Below are 17,620 nucleotides of genomic sequence, written 5' to 3' on the forward strand. Positions count from 1 at the left end.
TTATGAGAAAAAGATTCGTTCAATTTTCTTTTGAAGTACAGTATCTAAAGATTTTACAAATCCAGCAAATTCATCGGTAGAAATCATATGAGTAAGAACGAGTCGTCTGCCATCTGGTGTTTCACCGCATAAGACGAATGAAGAAAATTCATATGTTTTGTTTTCAACTACTAATTTTGGATAGGAATACGTGTCGCTTTTCTTCTTCTTTCCATCAATAGAGATGACGTTGCATTTTTTCTCATTGTTGTCCATGGTGAATCCCTCCTTTCTATTACTTATGGTAGACAAGGAGGGTTTAGAACAATAGAGAAGGGGGAATTTTTTATGTCTGTTGTAATAGAACGTATTCCAAAAGAGGCTATACCGAAGGCTTTATTGTTACTTGCTGATCCAAGTGAACGGCAAATAGCTACATATGTACAAAGAGGATTAACATACGTAGCTAAGCAGGGGGGGAGCGTTATCGGTGTATATGTTCTTTTGGAAACAAGGCCAAAGACGATGGAAATCATGAATATTGCGGTTGTAGAACATTTACAAGGAACAGGGATTGGGAAGAAGCTATTAAGGCATGCTGTAGAAACTGCTAAAGGATATGGTATGTCAAAACTTGAAGTTGGTACAGGCAATTCTAGTGTTTCACAACTTGCTTTATATCAAAAATGTGGATTTCGTATTTTTTCTATTGATTTTGATTACTTTTCGAAGCATTATGAAGAAGAGATTATTGAAAATGGGATTGTATGTCGTGATATGATCCGGCTTGCAATGGAATTGAATAAAAACGTATAACTATTTAGGGGGAAGAGAAGATGGAAGTACATAAAGCAATTACAGCACATTCTCGTAAACAAAATGAAAGCGTAAAAGCATGTTTACAATTAGATGCACAGCGTGAAGCAGCTATTGAAGCTGCCGTATCTCTTGCGTCAAATGGGAAAGAATTTTCGGTTGATGTCATTAATTTTGTAACGAAGCAAATTAATGATCTTGCAAAAAATGGTGTTACCTTGCAGCGTAAATATGTTACAGAAGAAATGGTTATGGAGTATGTAAGTCGTTTGAAAGAGAAAGAAGGTCGTTAAAGATGATAGTTACAGTCGAATGGTTACGTGAGCATATAGAAGATGAGAATGTCCGTATAATCGATTGTCGTTTTGATTTAGCGAATCCTAATTGGGGTAGAGAAAAGTATGAAGAAGGACATATTCCTCATGCGTTATATTTTGATTTGAATTTAGATTTATCAAGTCCTATAGCAGAACATGGTGGCCGCCATCCTTTACCAAATATTGAGGAGTTTGCAGACAAGCTTTCGAAGGCTGGTATTGATGAACATACGACAGTAATTGCGTATGACAGTCAAGCTGGTGCAAATGCTGCTCGTTTATGGTGGTTATGTAACTATGTAGGACATGAGAAAGTATATATATTAGATGGTGGTTTCCCTGCTTGGAAAGAGAATGGACTACCGACAACAGCGGAAATTCCTGTTGCTATACGAAAAACATTCAAAGCTAATATACAAGATCATATGCTTGTAACGATGGAAACGGTCAGAGAGAATATCCGTGCAGGTGCGGATGTTACATTAATTGATTCAAGAGAGCCGAAACGTTATGCTGGTGTAGAGGAACTTGTCGATCATAAAGCAGGACATATTCCAACAGCGGTAAACCATTTTTGGAAGGATGGAATGTTGCAATCAGGACAATTTAAGAATAAAGCTGGGCAACAAGAACGATTCCAAAATCTGTCGAAAGATAAGGAAACCATTGTATATTGTGGTTCTGGTGTTACGGCATGTCCAAATATCGTTGCATTAAAATTGGCTGGATTCCAAAATGTTAAATTGTATGCAGGTAGCTGGAGTGATTGGATTTCTTATCCAGAAAATCAAATTGCAAAAGAAGAAGATTAATCACTTGCATGCAAAAATAATTTGTATTAAAATAAGGTCACAAGCAAGAGATTGCTCGAAAAACTTTGTATTTTACACATTGGAAACAATGTGATAATATAACGACAAGTAAATAATACATCCTGCGGTGTGCGTAACTTATTTATGTCTAAAACCGATGTTAGTTATACGGAAGCTCAATATTTAGCGACCATCATCAAGCCTTCCTTGTGGAGGAAGATGTACGGTAACTGTGAGGGCATCCACCTGCGAGTAGCGGGTTTTTGGACATTTACGAGGAGCGGCACGTGCGGGGGTCTTATTTCAACTAACCTTATATAAAATTCCTACGGTGTACGTAGCTTATGCATGTCTTAAACCAATAAGTTTAATATGGAAGCTCAATATTTAAATGTAGCTAACATGCCATCTTTTTAAGAAGGAAGTTACAAACATTTGTGAGAGCATCCACCTGTGAGAGCAGGTTTATGGACATCTAGAGAGAACGGCATATGTGGGGCTATATAAAAACCTTACGTTTTATACGTAAGGTTTTTTTGTTGCATAGATATATTAATATTATCTTGATTCACCTGTGAAGTTTCCGTAATAAATGTAGCACTTTCTGTCTTCATCAATCTCTCTTGAATCTAAGGAGAATTCCATAGACATGCCGTCTCGCTGAATATATATAATATCTGAATGAAGAGATGGTAAAATTTCTTCGTAGTTCCATACATCTTGACTATCTACTAAGCTTGAACTCGTTTCACTTAGTTCTCTAATTTCAAAACCGATGTGGGAGTATGTAGGGTCTGAAGGGTCATTGGCGAAAACTTCTTTTTGAATATAAATAACTACTGTTCCGTCTGGATCAACCGAAGTTGCAGTAACAACATAAGTATTTTTCTCTTTAATAAAATATTCACAAGTCATGCGTGCGATAATTTCAGAATTAGAAATATTGGCGTAGTTCCATAAAGCAGGATACCCTTTCGTTTCATCATTAAGTCGATATTCTAAGCGCATTTTATACCTCTTCTTCCTTTTTCTTCTACTTTATCATGCCATCCTATATAATAGGAATAGAAATTAAAAAGGGGAGTGCGAAGGTGACAAAAACGAAATGGCTAGTAGGTGGTGTCGTAACGTCTTTAATGACTGGCACTTTATTTGGTTGCGCACAAGATCTTCCCCCAAAACCGAATGATAATAGTTGTTCTGATTGGGATTGGGATGATGAACTTGGGGTATGGCAGTGTGATGATAGTAGTTCAGGTTATCGTGGGCATTATTTCTATGGTGGGCGATACTATCAAAATAAATCCACTTTTAAAAATTCATCGGCGTTTAAATCGTATCAATCGTCTGCTGAATTTAAAGGTGGAATTGGAAGCGGTTCAAAGGGAGGATTTGGGGGATAAAATATGTCGCAATACATAAGGGATCGAAAAGAGTTTTATTTGAAATATCCAAATTTTTGGTCGAATTTATATGAATGTGAGTATAGTTTGTTTCATGTTTTTTCTATAACAAATCAGACTATGAAGCAATTACAATTAGCGACTGAACGAATGGGAAAAATATTTTTTAAGACTGCTAGACTGCTGCGTAATTTAAGTGACGAACAGCTTCTTGAGCTTGGTTTTCCATCCGCGAGTTTATCATTCATTAGAATGAAAGGGCTTTATCCTGAATCTGTAATTTCGCGATTTGATTTTGCTGTAACAGAGGATAACCAAATCAAAATGCTTGAGTTTAATAGTGATACACCAACTTTTATTGTGGAATGCTTTCAAATGAATGGGAAAGTATGTGAAAATCTAGGTTATGATGATCCAAACTCGGATCAAGAACGATTGCTATCTTCTGGTGTTACGAAAGCCGTAATGGAAGCGACAAAGGGATTAGACAATCCAAATGTTGTTTTTACAGCACATCATGAACATATTGAGGATTGGAATACGACTATGTATTTGAGTCAGTTATGTCATGTGGAAAATAAAGTAGTGCCAATGTCAGAACTTAGAATTACAAAAGATGCTCTAATCGATAAAGATGGGGCGAAGATTGACGTTTTATATCGCCAAACATATCCGATAGAAGATTTAATTGAGGATCAAGATCCTGAAACAGGAGATTTGGTAGGTGTGGAATTGTTGCAACTTGTAAAGGCCGGAAAGCTTTTTATAATAAATCCTTTGTCAGCATTTTTACTTCAGCCAAAATCAATTCAGTGTCTTATTTGGGGGTTAGCAGAAGAAGAGGCCTTTTATACAAATGAGGAACAACAGTGGATTAAAGAATATATGTTACCTACATATTTAGAACCAGATTTATTTTTAGGAAAAGGTTCTTTCGTTCAAAAACCTTCATTTGGTAGAGAAGGAGATACAATTACGATTCGTGATAAGGACGAAAATATTATGCTTCAAAATGCACATCAAACATATAAAAAGTCACTGCCAATATTTCAAAAGTATACAGAACTTCCAGTCGTATCCTTGGAAACAGAAAAAGGGATGGAGAAACTGTCGTATGTGTTTGGTTCTTTTTTAATTGCTGGAAAAGCGAGTAGTATCGGTATTCGCGCGGGAGAAAAGATTACAGGAAATGAATCGTACTATTTACCGGTAGGTATAAAAAGGAGGGGGAAAAATGATTAATTTTTTATTATATTTAGCAGTAACACTTGGACTTTTATGTATTGGTCTGTTCTTGATGGAAGTGACAACGAAAGTTAAGGAATTTAAGTTAATGGCTCAAGGGAATAAGGCGGTAAGCTATGTGCTTGGAGGGCGATTACTTGGGTTAGCTATCGTTTTATATTCGACAGCAGCTAATTCAATTTCACTTCTTGATATGATTTCGTGGGGAGCAGTTGGGATTTTGGCTCAAATTATCGTCTTTTATTTAGCTGAGTGGCTTACACCACGCTTTAATATAAACAAAAGTCTTGAAGAAGATAATCAAGCAGTCGGTCTTTTTCTTATGTTTTTATCGCTTTCAATTGGGATTGTAATCGCTGGTTGTATAACTTATTAAAAACTTTACGTTTAAACGTAAAGTTTTTTATTTTATACCGCTATTTGCCGGGCAGCCCGATTGGTGAGGGCTAATAATCAGTGGCGGATGAACAAAACCCCCACTGATTAAAATTTCACTTTATATACGTTAGTTTGCCATACCATTTGAAAAAATTGTAGGCTACGGTTGACATCTATTTTAAATAAGAGTAACATTTTCAATGTAATGAAAATAAGTCTCTGTTAGGTGAGGCTCCTGTATAGAGAAATGCTACTGCCCAAAAATGTCGAGAGACGCCAATGGGTCAACAGGAATGATCGAATTAAGGTTTTTCTTAACGTAGCTGGTAATGTACCTATGCTATACAGTGCTAAAACTCGGTGAGGGAGAGGTCCGTAGATTTCTAATTATATTAGAAATCGTTTATTTGTGTATGTAATGGCCGCTACTCTCTTAAGGGTAGGGGTCTTTTTTGTTACCAAGCTATGAGTAATTTCATATTATAAACTATAAAATTAAACGAGGAGGTGAGGAGCATGTCAAATTCTGACTCGGTTCCGTTACCCATATACTTCAAATCAAAAATATATGATGTAGGCAGGAAACGATTTGTTCCTCCCTCTATATTTATCACAATGTAGCGTTTATAAAGCGCGAGACACTTTCACAGTAAAGTGGATAAATTGAGAAACAAAGCGTTTCTTCCTATGTTGTAAAGGAGGAGACGATAATATGTTATATGCAAACAAAACTGTGGGTAACACGTCATATAAACTAAGTAAAAAATCAATAAAAGAACAAACAATGCTCCAAAAAAATAAAGATTTATTAATTGAAATTGCAACAAGAGATGTAAAATCTGTATTTGCATATTTTAAAACAACAAGAGACGGACTATCAATGAAAGAGGCACAAAAACGTATTCAAGTATATGGCCGAAATGAACTAACTTCAAAAAGAGCACTTCTTGCAGAAGTAATGATGAAGCTAGGTGGCATGATTCCAGGTTTTTCAAAACAACGTGTGTGTGATGAATTACAACGTGAAACGATTACTGTATCTAGAGTAGAATGTTCTAGTAGTACAGGGTTAAATAGTGAACTGAAAATGATGGAGATACCTGTGCAAGAACTTGTACCTGGAGATATGATTTTTCTTTCGGCTGGAGATGCTGTGCCAGCTGATGTACGTATTATTTATGCAGATGATTTATTAGTGAATGAGTCTGTGTTAACGGGAAACGAAGCGAATATAGAGAAGTTTGAGAGCTGCTATCACCTTGAACGTAAACGATTTATTCCATTAAAACGGATGAAAGATTATAATCCACTTGAGCTTGAAAATGTATGTTTTAAAGGTTCGCATATCGTTAGTGGAAATGCAAAAGCTATCGTTGTTTCTACTGGAAAAAATACGTATTCAGGCATCTTGCATACTTGTTGTAGTAGAACGTCTTAATGTGTTAATGGTGCTAAATATACAAAAACAATGTATAATAGACAAAGTTGAGCAAAAACGTAGAATGGTAATCTATTTATATAACCTTACGTGATAACGTAAGGTTATTATTTTTTTAATAGGAGAGGAATTATGAAAAAAGTATTATTAGTTGATGGTATGGCACTATTATTTCGTGCTTTTTACGCAACAAGTGTCTACGGACAATTTATGAAACGACAAGATGGAACCCCTACGAACGGGATTCATGGTTATATGAAACACTTATTAACAGCTACGCAAGCGATCGAACCAACACATATCGTTACATGCTGGGATATGGGAAGTACGACATTTAGAACAGAATCGTTCTCGAATTATAAAGCAAATCGTGCAGCGCCACCAGAAGAATTAATTCCTCAATTTGATTTAGTGCAAGAAATGACTGCAAAATTATCCATTCCAGTTATCGGTATGAAAGGCTACGAAGCCGATGATTGTATCGGTACGCTTGCAAAACAATATTGCAATGAAGCTGAAGTTTATATTTTAACAGGTGATACGGATTTACTTCAACTTGTTGATAAGAGCGTTACAGTCATGCTTCTGCGTAAAGGAATTGGAAATTACGAATATTACACACCGGAGAAAATCATGGAAGAAAAAGGTGTAGAGCCGTGGCAAATCGTCCATGCAAAAGCTTTCATGGGAGATACAAGTGATAATTATCCAGGTGTAAAAGGTATCGGTGAAAAAACAGCGTATAAGCTTATTCAAGAGCACGGAACAGTATCCGCTGTACTAGAAAATGTAGGATCATTAACAAAAGCGCAGCGTACGAAGATTGAAAGTGATTTAGAGAACTTAAATATTTCGTTACAATTAGCCCAAATTCACTGTGAAGTTCCAATTTCATGTTCACTAGAAGAAGGGTTACACACAATGGATGAAGAAAAACTTAGATTTGTTTGTGAAGAAATGAATTGGGGAAGACCTGAAATATTAATAAATATGCTATAAATAGTTTGGAAAGAGGGATGTTGCATAAGTCGAAATTTGACTTGGTGACACCTTCTTTTTGTTTTTGTAAACAGTATTATAGTAAATAAAATTATGTCGAACTCAATTTTAAATATATAAATGTTTTGACAAGATATAATGATAAAAGTTGATGGAAATAGTAACTTTTATAATGAAGTGAATTAATTTCAACATAGTTTTAGATAATCACTTTTTTCGTGTTCACAAAGTTGTCAGAAAATAAACGGAATTTTCATATGAAGTTCAAATAGAATTCACAACAATCAATTATTATAAGAACCACAGATAATTCTTTATCTTTTATATAAATCATCCCCCAAGGAGGACAATGAAAATGAGAAAAAAAGTGAGAAAATCTTTTAAACAATTATTAATTGAAAATAAACAATCACTATTAAATAATAAAGAAAATATGAAAGAAATCGAGGAGAGAATTGAGAAACGACATGTAGCATATAGTGGTGCCAGTAATTAAATAAAATAAAAAAGATAGCCTATATAGGCTATTTTTTTATTTTATATTGAAAAAATGCTAATCAGCTCTTTAATTTTGTAAATATGCAAGATATTTTTATAGCGTTTTTCTATCAATATTACTCATTTTTCGAGGTTGAAATTGGTATATACCAATTTTTGAGATTTACTATTCATAATATTACAAAAAATGTTACAATACACTCAAATTTATACTATAAAATCATTTTAATATGAAAAATTGGAATGAAAAGAAAGGAGGGGAATATGAATAAAGATGTCGCTTTGAAATGATTATTATCATTTCATTAGGAGTTGATGTAAAAAGATGAAGAGATACGAAGAATTGGACTCTATAAGAGGAATTTCTTCATTAGTAGTAATGATCGGTCATCATTTAATGATTTTTTCAGCATTTCAAAATTACAGTTATGAAGATAATAAGCCATTTGTTGTGTACCTATTAAAAGAAACGCCTGCTCGTCTAATTTTTAGTAGTGGTAACGAATCAGTTATTATCTTTTTTGTTTTGAGCGGATTTGTTTTGTATGAATCTATTCAAAAAAACTATAGTAGCTATGGATCATACCTTTTAAAACGTATATGCAGAATATATATTCCTTATATTGTGGCAATAATTATAGCTATTGTATGCCAGATTACAATTAGTGAATATGGTATTTCTTATTTAAGTGAATGGTTTAATCGCTTATGGACGATTGAAAGTTCTTCAAGCTTAATAGCGCAACATATTTTATTGGTTGGGAAATATAATACAGATGCATATAACGGTGTGATTTGGTCACTTGTCCATGAAATGCGAATATCAATAATTTTCCCGTTAATTTTGATGATTTGCTTACGAAAAACGTTGAGGTGTTCATTACTATTATTGTTTAGTTTTAGTATATGTTCTGTCGTAATATTATTTTTGTTTCGCTCGGGCTTAACATTAACAAGCTATGCATTAACATTGCATTACACGGTGTTGTTTTTACTCGGAGCACTAGTTGCGAAGTATAAAAATAATTTAATAGTTTTTTATAGTAATTGTACTAAAAACACAAAAATTACATGGTTTTTATTTGCGATTTTACTTTTTATGTATGAAGGGCTTATAGGAGAAATTAAAGTGCTCAATAATTTTATATTTCGAGACTATGTAGTGGCGATAAGTGCATGTCTATTTGTCATATTAAGTTTGTCAATATCAACTTTGTCGTCCTTGCTACGTAATAAATATTTGTTATATTTGGGGAAGATTTCTTACAGTCTTTATTTATACCATATTATATCGTTGTTTTCCCTTATATACATGCTCCATGAAATATTCCCGTTGCCAATTATTTTAATTTTTTCACTTGTTTTTTCGTTTATACTTGCAATGCTTTCGTATGTATATGTAGAAAAGTTTGCATTCGGAGTTGGAAAGTATGTAACAAAACAAGTGGATAGAAGAGAGAAAGGGTTATCTGTAAAGAGTGAATTGCAGGATGTTATTCAGAAAAGGGCGGTGAAATAATTGAAGCAAGAAATGAGTATAAAAGATTTTCAACAATTATTGAAAAGAAGATTCGTAACGATTATTTTAACGATGTGTTGTTTAACCGCTTCTTTAGTTCTTATCTCTATGTATGTTTTAAAGCCGTCATATCAATATTCAACGCAAATTCTTGTTGGGAATTTAGATGAATTTAATAAGGAAAATTCAACAAATAAAACACAAGAGAATAAGCAACTAGTAACATCGTATGTTGATATTTTAAAAAGCCCATTAATTATTTCAACAGTCAAAAAAACTTTGAAATTAGAGCAATCAAGTCATGAATTAGCACAAAAAATCTCGGTTGTGAATACGGACAACTCACAAATTGTAACTGTTACAGTAAAAGATTCCAATCCGAAAATCGTGAAAGACATTGTAAAGACATTGGCAGAGCAATCACAAAAAAGCTTTCAACAGTACACAAATGTACAAGGGGTGAAAGTATTAACGGATCCTGAGTTACAGGAACAGGCTGAAAAATTGTTTCCTAAATTTCAACTGATCATTCCTATTTCTTTAATTGTTAGTTTTTTTGTTGGAATAGGTTTAGCTGTATTTCGAGATTATTTTGATGAACGTATATACACGGAACAGGATTTAGAGAAAATAACAACAGTCTCTGTTATTGGTTACATAAATATGAAACAAAATAGAAAAAAGAAACCTACAGAGGTTGATAAAAAATCATCTATATATCGAGGTGAACATGTCGATGTTTAGGACAAAGAAGCAGCTGCCATTCAATTTGCATGATGATCTGATGAAAGAGCAGTTTTATACGGTGTATCACGAGCTGAAAAAATCCGGAAAACAACTGTTCACAGTTAGTTCAACGAAGGACAGAGGTGTTGTTGCCTCGCTTATAGTAAATATGGGTGTAGTGTTTGCGGAAATGAAAAAAAAGGTGTTACTTATTGATGTGAATTTTTCTGACCCTAAACTACATGTATTATTACAAAGTGATCACATGATAACAGTAAACGATATAATAAGCTCTTCCTCCCGCAATTATGAATCTTTTTCTAGTAATTTGTCTAAATACTTATATTGTATTCCTACAAAAAAAACAGTACATACAGGGACGCCCTTAGTTGCTATGGATGAATTTGATAATGCGATTGCTAAGTGGAAAGAAGATTTTGATTACATTTTCGTTTATTCTTCTGAAGTATTTGAGCTTCCTGCTACGCACATTATTGCAGGGAAATGCGATGGAGTGGTTTTAGCAGTTAAAAAGCGAAAAGATTCACTACGTACAGTGCAAAAAGTAATAGCGGATATAAATAGGAAAGAATGTGAATTAATAGGTATAATTTTATATTCTTGAATGTGGGGGTAACGATCCATGATTCGTGAAACAAATCAAGCCAAGTTGTATACGATTCCGGCTCAAGAAAAGCCTAGCATATTGAATCGAAGTGTAAAACGCTTGTTTGATATTATATTTTCAATCATATTGTTACTATTAACAATACCAATTATGTTGTTCTTTTGTATTATGATTACCTTAGAAACATCAGGGGCTCCAATATACTTTCAAGAACGTTTAGGTATAAACGGGAAGAAGTTTAATGTATTTAAATTAAGGTCGATGGTAAAGGATGCTGAAATGAACGGACCACAATGGGCAACAGAACATGATCAAAGAATTACAAAAGTTGGATTGTTTATAAGAAAAACGAGAATTGATGAATTACCGCAACTTTTAAACATTTTAAGAGGAGATATGTCTTTTGTAGGCCCTAGACCAGAGAGAGAGTTTTTTTATAATGAGTTTGATGCGTATATTCCAGAATTTAAGGAACGTTTAATAGTAAAACCAGGATTAACAGGATGGGCACAAATAAATGGAGGGTATAATCTTGATCCAAAGGAAAAGTTGAGGCTGGACATGGAGTATATTGAAATGAAAACATTTCGGATGGACATCCGTATTTTATGTAAAACCGTTTTAATTGTATTGAACGGTAATGGTGCAAGATAAATATATATGTAAATAAACAACATATGTAAGTAGGTTACTTGCAAAGGAGAACTTGTATGGGTAGATCTATTCTAAAAAATATTATCCATCTATTTTATAGTACGATTTTAGCTAACCTTCTTCAGGCCGTCAGTTTAATTGTTTTAGCAAACTTTTTTAACGCACAACATTATGGGATGTTTAGTGTTGCCATAGCAGTGACGTTTGTTATGTTATTCTTTACAGACTTAGGACTTAGTAATACGTTTCTTCGAGAAGGGGCAAAGGATGGAGCAGATTTAGAGCAGATTTTATCATCGTATATAAAAATAAGGATGATTCTACTTATTTTTATTTCTATCATCGGTTATATTGCTATTCATTATATGTATGCGGATAAAAATTTAATTTATATGATGATAAACGTAATGTTTTTCATGTTAATAGGATTAACTTGGCAAAACATAGGGATTGCCTATTTTCAACTGACGGAACGTATGAAGTATATAGCGCTCATAAAAGTTGTATCAGCATCAGTTGTCATTATAATTACATGTTTTTGTATTTTCGGAGAGTTACCGGTGTATGTAACAGCTCGCTTATATGCTTTTGGGTATATGATCGGTGGTTTATTCAGTATATATATCATGAGAAGAAAGACGAAAATGAATATGAAAGTCGTAATTCATAAAGCGTTATTTTGGCAATTAACTCCCTTTATTATTAGCGGTTTTTTAATAATGAGTACGCCACAATTAGCGCCTATCTTGCTTAACTATACATTGCCATTAAGTATGGTAGGTATTTTTGCAGTGGCGTACCGGATGCCGGCAGCTTTATATCAAGTACCAGGGGTAATTGCAGGTGCATTTTTTCCGGTGCTCTTTAAGCATTATAACCAGAATAATATAGAAGAGCATACGAAATTAAATTTGCTTCAAATTAAATCAATGATGATTGTAGGAATATGTATGACGATCGGTTTATATCATTTAGCACCATACTTTATTTCTATATTTTTTCATGAAGAATGGAGCAATGCAGTAGAACCACTCAGAATATTATCATTTCTTATTGTGCTACAAAGTTTAAATATTGCCATTGCTGACGGTTTAACGACGAGTGGATGTCAAAATAAGAGGACTGTTGTGCAGTGTGTAGCATTGGTGATAGGTGGGGTTATGCTTTATAGCTTTAGTAGTCTTGGTGGAGTGATAGGAGCGGCATACGCTATGGTTTTATTTGAAATAGTCGCTTTAGTGGGATATATAGCGGTAAGTGTAGTGAAGAAAAAAATTGTATTCCAAATTGTAATACCGTATACACTTTATTTTGGTGTAACCTTTATTGGAGTGCAATATATATTGCATACATATCATTTAATTGCGCTTGTTCTTAATATACTAATTGTAGTAGCTGCCATATTCCTATATGATTATGAGCTAAAAAAACTTCTTCTTTCTTTTATAAGAAAAATACGCAAAAAGGATTATATTACGAAACAGGGGATATAGCCTATGGAAAATAATATGAAAGTATCAATGGGATGGATTATTCTTCTAATATTATTTGTCATGTTAAGTAAATACAATTTATATATTGGATTTTCATTGAAGATATATATGATTTTTTTAGTCATATATTTTTGTTTAACAATTAAAGACTTTCATATTCAAAAGTTATATTTTCATGAAGTTATATTTTTACTGTTTTATTTCATTTATTGTTTAAGCGGAATTCTTTCTATGTATTTAAATGCTAGTATTCGTATGATTTTTGGCGTGCTACTCGTTTTAGGATGCTATTTTATAATGAGAAATTTATTGGGGAATACTGAAATAGTGGTACTTGAATCATCTATTGCTTATGTAGGAATAGTATTTAATGTTGTAAGTCTACTACTCTATATAATCGGTTTACAATACTTTAGTTTATACGGTGGAGAAGAGAGAGAAATTTTTGCTGGATTATTAGTTGATAGAGGATATCCACGGTTAATTGGATTGCTAGATGATCCTAACATTTTTATTTTCTATAATACAATATTTTTTATGTACTATATGACGAATTTGCAAAATATCACTAACATCTTAGGGTTAATTTTATGTGTTACGACGAGTCTATTAACCTTTTCAAGAGGGGGAATATTAGCGCTTGTGCTTGTCATTTTTGTATATATATGTATGTCTAGTTTCGCTAAAAAAATAAAAATAATTATGAGTTTAGTATTGTTTAGTGTAGTTATTTTTAGTTTATCGAATAGTGTAATGGGGGGGCAATTAGATGACATATTAAATAAACGAATTTCTGATTTTTCCCATGATAATGGAAGTGGTAGATTTACATTATGGGAAGCTGCTTTTAAATATTATTTATCCAATCCATATATCGGAATTGGTGCGTTTAACTTCTCGAATTATTATGAGTATCAATTTAATGAAAAATTATATGTACACAATACATTTTTAGAAATTTTGTCTGAGTCGGGCACAATTGGTTTTCTTCTATATAGTGCGTTTTTATTCATATTAATGTTTAAGTTAGCGCAGCATACTTTGTTTCGTGAAAAACCATACCTTCTATTGACTATGATTGCATTTTTATTTCAGATGATGTCATTGTCACTCATTATTAACGAAGCGTTCTTTTTATTTTTAGCAGTTGTTGTGAAGTATATTTCAATATATGAAGGAAGGGGAAAGATAGATGGTAAAATGTCTATCAGCACATAATAAGGCGCCTCATGTTTCTGTAATAACACCTTCTTATAATAGTAGACGATTTATAGGTGAGACAATTTTATCTGTACAGAATCAATCGTATGAAAACTGGGAAATGATTATCGTTGATGACTGTTCAACAGACCAATCTGCCGCAAAAATTAAAGAGATAATAGAAGGAGACTCACGGATTAGGTTATTATCATTAAAAGAAAATGTTGGTGCTGCTAAAGCTCGGAATTTAGCGATTCGAGAGGCGAGAGGAAGGTACATTGCCTTTTTAGATAGTGATGATATATGGTTGCCGCATAAATTGAAGACACAATTGTTATTTATGGAAGAAATGAATATTGCTTTTTCATATGCGTCGTATAGTTTAATTGATGAAAATGGTAATGAATTAAATCGCGAAGTGAGTGTACCAAAATCTGTTGACTATCATTATTTAGTAGGAAATACAATTATCGGGTGTTTAACGGTGATGATTGATCGTGAAAAAATTCCGTATGTCGAAATGCCTAGTGTACAGCCGGAAGATACAGCGTTATGGCTGAACTTATTACATGAAGGGCATGAAGCAAAAGGGATACAGCAAGTATTAGCGAAGTATCGAATTGTAGCAAATTCTGTTTCGAGAAATAAAGTTAGAGCAGCTTTTCGGTATTGGAAATTATTAAGGGACCAAAAAAATCTTAATGCAGTGCAAAGCTTTTACTATTTTAGTAAGTATGCTTATCATGCTTATAAAAAAAATAAAATCAATGTAGTTGGGAAGACGCAATTATGAATATACTGTTGATGACTGATAAATTGATAACTGGCGGAGCCGAAAATTATTTCTGTAAATTAGAAAATAATTTGCATTATGAGGATTTTAAGATTTATACAGCTGCAGGTGATGGAGAACTATATGAATCCCTTACTAGAAAAGAAAATTTTATCTTACTTAGTCGATGGAATCATTTGAGAAATATTTATTATTTACGAAACGAAATTTGTAAACGAAAGATAGAACTTATTCATGCAAATAGTTTGCGGATGGTATTATATGCTTTTCTACTTCAAAAGTTTATTAAAAAAAAGATGAAAATTGTTTATACGAAACACAATGTAACGATATTAGAAAAGAAAATGCCAACGCTTTTTCGTTATTTCATGAATAAATATGTGAACAATATTATTACAGTAAGTGAGTTTGAAAAGAACAATTTAATTTCAATTCATGTAGCAGAAGAAAAAATAAATACAATTTATAACGGTGTTGATATTGAAAAGTTTTTATTCCAGCAGAAAAAGAAAGAATCTACATATAAAATAGGGATATTAGCTAGACTATCCAAAGAGAAAAACCATCAACTATTTGTCAAAATTGCAAATGTGTTGAAAAAGAGAAATGATTTTATGTTTTATATTGCTGGTGATGGACCAGAGAAAGAATCGATTATGAAAGAAATAGAAAAATATGGATTGCAGCAAAGGGTGAAGATGCTAGGGAATATTTCAGAGCCGCATGAGTTTATAGGGAATATGGACGCCTTACTTTTATTATCTTTTCGTGAAGTGTTTCCAATGGTAGTAATTGAAGCGATGGCTACAGGGACACCAATTGTTTCAATAGATGTTGGTGGAATACATGAAGCGGTAATAGATGGAGAGTCAGGTGTTTTGATATCTGAATATTGCGAATCTGAATTCGCAAGTGCGCTTGAGGAACTACAAGGGAATGAAGAAAAGGTAACTGCTATTAGATTGAAAGCACGAGAGAAAGCAATGAGATATTTTTCGTTAACTAAAATGATAGAGGAAACGAAAAATATATATGAATTAAACAAATGACCGAGTAGGTCGTTTGTTTTTTTTATTATAGAAACTTTTAAGAGACAACTCACATATTATATGAAAAAGGTAATATGAGGAGTGAATTTATTTTGTCAGAATATATTTCATCCCAAGAAGATTGTGCGCCAGAAAGTAGCGTTCATATTGATTGTTTTGGCGCAGTTCCAAACTCGGGAAATGATAGCTCATTAGCAATTCAGCAAGCTATTGATTATTGTGTAGCGAATCGAATTTCGACGGTTAGAATTACAGGGATAAATACGTACAAAATTGTAAAGCCGATTGTTATTAAATCAAACGTAAGATTAGAGTTGGATCCTACCGTAACACTGCAAATTGATGGGGATTTTAATGCATTTGAGCTACAAAGTAACGCTTCGATAGTTGGTGGTACTCTTCAAGTTATAAATCCATTGTTTCAATCTGCTGTTATTTATGTTTCTGGTTCACAACAAATCGAAGTACCTAATCAATCTGTTATATCAAATATAAATATAATAAATACAACTCCATCGTATAAAGGAAAAGCTATACATTTTTATTGTCAAAAGGCATGGGATTACATTAGTTTCTTTCAAGTTAAATTTATTCAAATTAAAAACTTTCAAACTGCAATATATTTGAAAACAGAGTATATAGATGATATCAATACACCTTGCTGGATTAACGCAAATGTATTTCAATCTATATTTATTGATGGATGTGTGTATGGGATTGAAGTTGATGGAAATAGTGATTTGCCAAATGAAAGTTCAGGAAATACGTTTCATGATATTCAAGTGCAATGTAGACAACAAACGAAAAAAGTAATTCGTTGTTCAGGTGCGTATAATACATTTGATTGTATGATTTGGGATACGTACCGGATGAGTAGTGAACAAATTGTCATTGAATTTTCTTCTAATTCTCATCGTAACTCCCTTTTTTCAAATCTGCTTTCAACAACTATTGTAGATAAAGGACAATACAATGTTTGTAAGTCTACTTATGAAGAATCCCTACGAATTCAGTTACCATTGACGTTAAATAGACCTCATTTAATAGGGAATCAAGATGATATTTTAGTAAATGCTCAGCAGAAATATAACGTTAAGCAAGTAAGTGGAAAAGTGCCGTACGGGGGAAATCTCACAAATTGCTTTAATTTAATAGATGAGCAAAGTGTAAACTATATTGACGTTCCAGATAGTAACCCAGTTGTCATTGAACTTGATTTTACGAAAAAACCAATACAAATGTTAAATTGTTTTGGAATGTATTTTGGATGGGGAGAGAGTCCAAAGAAAATTAAAATTGAATATGCATTAAGTGCAACTGGAAATTGGGTTATTGCGTCGGATGTTCCATTAAATGTAGGCGATACAATTATTTCGAATATGAAAGCGACTCAGTTATATAAAGTAAGAATTACATTAAGTGGTTATTCTCAAGATCATAAACGTTTTCGAATTAATCGCATTTTTGCAAGATCTTCTATGGAAAATGGGAGTGCTTGGTTAGCGACAACTGGCGGAAGGATGTTTGGAGATATTGAAATAGAGGCAAGTAAAGGTATAATCATGAAGACTGCTAGTGGAGTGAAATGGAAAGTTACTATTAATGAAGCTGGCCAACTTATTACGACTAAAATAACTTGAGGTGGTGTTTAATCGTATATCCTTGGACGAGTT

20 protein-coding genes, 2 other RNA genes and 1 riboswitch are annotated in these 17,620 nt (G+C 33.0%); of the genes, 20 read left to right on the top strand and 2 right to left on the bottom strand.

Annotation, left to right across the window (positions count from 1 at the left end; all coding sequences use genetic code 11):
- Positions 1-255 (bottom strand): DUF3931 domain-containing protein, encoded by a 255-nt coding sequence (locus MKY21_RS07960; protein WP_000369740.1) that lies wholly within the window; start codon positions 253-255, stop codon positions 1-3.
- Between the two features lie 72 nt (positions 256-327).
- Between MKY21_RS07960 and MKY21_RS07965 the strand changes: the two genes are divergently transcribed.
- The 5 genes from MKY21_RS07965 to ssrS (MKY21_RS07985) all read left to right on the top strand — a co-directional run bounded on the left by MKY21_RS07965 (position 328) and on the right by ssrS (MKY21_RS07985) (position 2,428).
- Entirely contained in the window at positions 328-795 is a 468-nt protein-coding gene (locus MKY21_RS07965) for a GNAT family N-acetyltransferase (protein ID WP_000117687.1), read from the top strand.
- 20 nt (positions 796-815) lie between these two features.
- Positions 816-1,088 (top strand): YpbS family protein, encoded by a 273-nt coding sequence (locus MKY21_RS07970; protein ID WP_000451810.1) that lies wholly within the window; start codon positions 816-818, stop codon positions 1,086-1,088.
- Positions 1,089-1,090: 2 nt separating this feature from the next.
- Complete coding sequence (locus tag MKY21_RS07975; protein WP_000637562.1) at positions 1,091-1,924, top strand: sulfurtransferase; 834 nt, start codon at positions 1,091-1,093, stop codon at positions 1,922-1,924.
- Positions 1,925-2,040: 116 nt separating this feature from the next.
- A non-coding RNA gene (ssrS, locus tag MKY21_RS07980) (6S RNA) lies at positions 2,041-2,223 on the top strand.
- 21 nt (positions 2,224-2,244) lie between these two features.
- Positions 2,245-2,428: non-coding RNA, 6S RNA (ssrS, locus tag MKY21_RS07985), on the top strand.
- Between the two features lie 54 nt (positions 2,429-2,482).
- Here the strand turns inward: ssrS (MKY21_RS07985) and MKY21_RS07990 are convergent.
- Entirely contained in the window at positions 2,483-2,932 is a 450-nt protein-coding gene (locus MKY21_RS07990) for a hypothetical protein (RefSeq protein WP_086392164.1), read from the bottom strand.
- Positions 2,933-3,015: 83 nt separating this feature from the next.
- Here MKY21_RS07990 and MKY21_RS07995 point away from each other — a divergent pair, with 83 nt between their 5' ends.
- From MKY21_RS07995 to MKY21_RS08065, 15 genes are all read left to right on the top strand, one after another.
- On the top strand, positions 3,016-3,327 hold the full coding sequence (locus MKY21_RS07995) for a hypothetical protein (protein WP_000169030.1): 312 nt from the start codon (positions 3,016-3,018) through the stop codon (positions 3,325-3,327).
- Positions 3,328-3,330: 3 nt separating this feature from the next.
- Entirely contained in the window at positions 3,331-4,569 is a 1,239-nt protein-coding gene (locus tag MKY21_RS08000; RefSeq protein ID WP_000084949.1) for a glutathionylspermidine synthase family protein, read from the top strand.
- Entirely contained in the window at positions 4,562-4,948 is a 387-nt protein-coding gene (locus MKY21_RS08005; RefSeq protein ID WP_000606857.1) for a DUF350 domain-containing protein, read from the top strand. The genes MKY21_RS08000 and MKY21_RS08005 overlap by 8 nt, the downstream gene beginning before the upstream one ends.
- A gap of 213 nt (positions 4,949-5,161) precedes the next feature.
- A riboswitch (M-box (ykoK) riboswitch) is annotated at positions 5,162-5,327 on the top strand.
- A 335-nt stretch (positions 5,328-5,662) separates the two neighbouring features.
- Positions 5,663-6,388 carry a P-type ATPase gene (locus MKY21_RS08010; protein WP_000964949.1) on the top strand — a complete coding sequence of 242 codons (726 nt, stop codon included), beginning with the start codon at positions 5,663-5,665 and terminating at the stop codon, positions 6,386-6,388.
- 132 nt (positions 6,389-6,520) lie between these two features.
- A complete protein-coding gene (locus MKY21_RS08015) occupies positions 6,521-7,387 on the top strand; it encodes a 5'-3' exonuclease (RefSeq protein WP_000757076.1) in 867 nt (288 codons plus the stop codon).
- Positions 7,388-7,742: 355 nt separating this feature from the next.
- The gene (locus MKY21_RS08020; RefSeq protein WP_001228048.1) at positions 7,743-7,883 is read left to right on the top strand and encodes an FbpB family small basic protein; all 141 of its coding nucleotides are present in this window, start codon (positions 7,743-7,745) and stop codon (positions 7,881-7,883) included.
- 327 nt (positions 7,884-8,210) lie between these two features.
- The gene (locus MKY21_RS08025; protein WP_341075867.1) at positions 8,211-9,404 is read left to right on the top strand and encodes an acyltransferase family protein; all 1,194 of its coding nucleotides are present in this window, start codon (positions 8,211-8,213) and stop codon (positions 9,402-9,404) included.
- The gene (locus tag MKY21_RS08030; RefSeq protein ID WP_098938142.1) at positions 9,405-10,148 is read left to right on the top strand and encodes a YveK family protein; all 744 of its coding nucleotides are present in this window, start codon (positions 9,405-9,407) and stop codon (positions 10,146-10,148) included.
- Entirely contained in the window at positions 10,135-10,755 is a 621-nt protein-coding gene (locus MKY21_RS08035) for a CpsD/CapB family tyrosine-protein kinase (RefSeq protein ID WP_141444305.1), read from the top strand. The genes MKY21_RS08030 and MKY21_RS08035 overlap by 14 nt, the downstream gene beginning before the upstream one ends.
- An 18-nt stretch (positions 10,756-10,773) precedes the next feature.
- Entirely contained in the window at positions 10,774-11,412 is a 639-nt protein-coding gene (locus tag MKY21_RS08040; RefSeq protein WP_000617652.1) for a sugar transferase, read from the top strand.
- Positions 11,413-11,468: 56 nt separating this feature from the next.
- Complete coding sequence (locus MKY21_RS08045) at positions 11,469-12,905, top strand: oligosaccharide flippase family protein (RefSeq protein ID WP_200462139.1); 1,437 nt, start codon at positions 11,469-11,471, stop codon at positions 12,903-12,905.
- 3 nt (positions 12,906-12,908) lie between these two features.
- Positions 12,909-14,123: an O-antigen ligase family protein gene (locus MKY21_RS08050; protein WP_000429870.1), complete on the top strand. Its 1,215-nt coding sequence runs from the start codon at positions 12,909-12,911 to the stop codon at positions 14,121-14,123.
- Positions 14,098-14,898 carry a glycosyltransferase family 2 protein gene (locus tag MKY21_RS08055; RefSeq protein WP_341075876.1) on the top strand — a complete coding sequence of 267 codons (801 nt, stop codon included), beginning with the start codon at positions 14,098-14,100 and terminating at the stop codon, positions 14,896-14,898. The genes MKY21_RS08050 and MKY21_RS08055 overlap by 26 nt, the downstream gene beginning before the upstream one ends.
- On the top strand, positions 14,895-15,947 hold the full coding sequence (locus MKY21_RS08060) for a glycosyltransferase family 4 protein (RefSeq protein ID WP_001023684.1): 1,053 nt from the start codon (positions 14,895-14,897) through the stop codon (positions 15,945-15,947). The genes MKY21_RS08055 and MKY21_RS08060 overlap by 4 nt, the downstream gene beginning before the upstream one ends.
- A gap of 92 nt (positions 15,948-16,039) precedes the next feature.
- Positions 16,040-17,587, top strand: a complete 1,548-nt coding sequence (locus MKY21_RS08065; protein ID WP_341075877.1) for a hypothetical protein — start codon at positions 16,040-16,042, stop codon at positions 17,585-17,587.
- The last annotated feature ends 33 nt before the right edge of the window (positions 17,588-17,620 follow it).

It is taken from the genome of Bacillus sp. FSL R9-9497 (assembly GCF_038005805.1).
Lineage (GTDB): Bacteria > Bacillota > Bacilli > Bacillales > Bacillaceae_G > Bacillus_A > Bacillus_A cereus.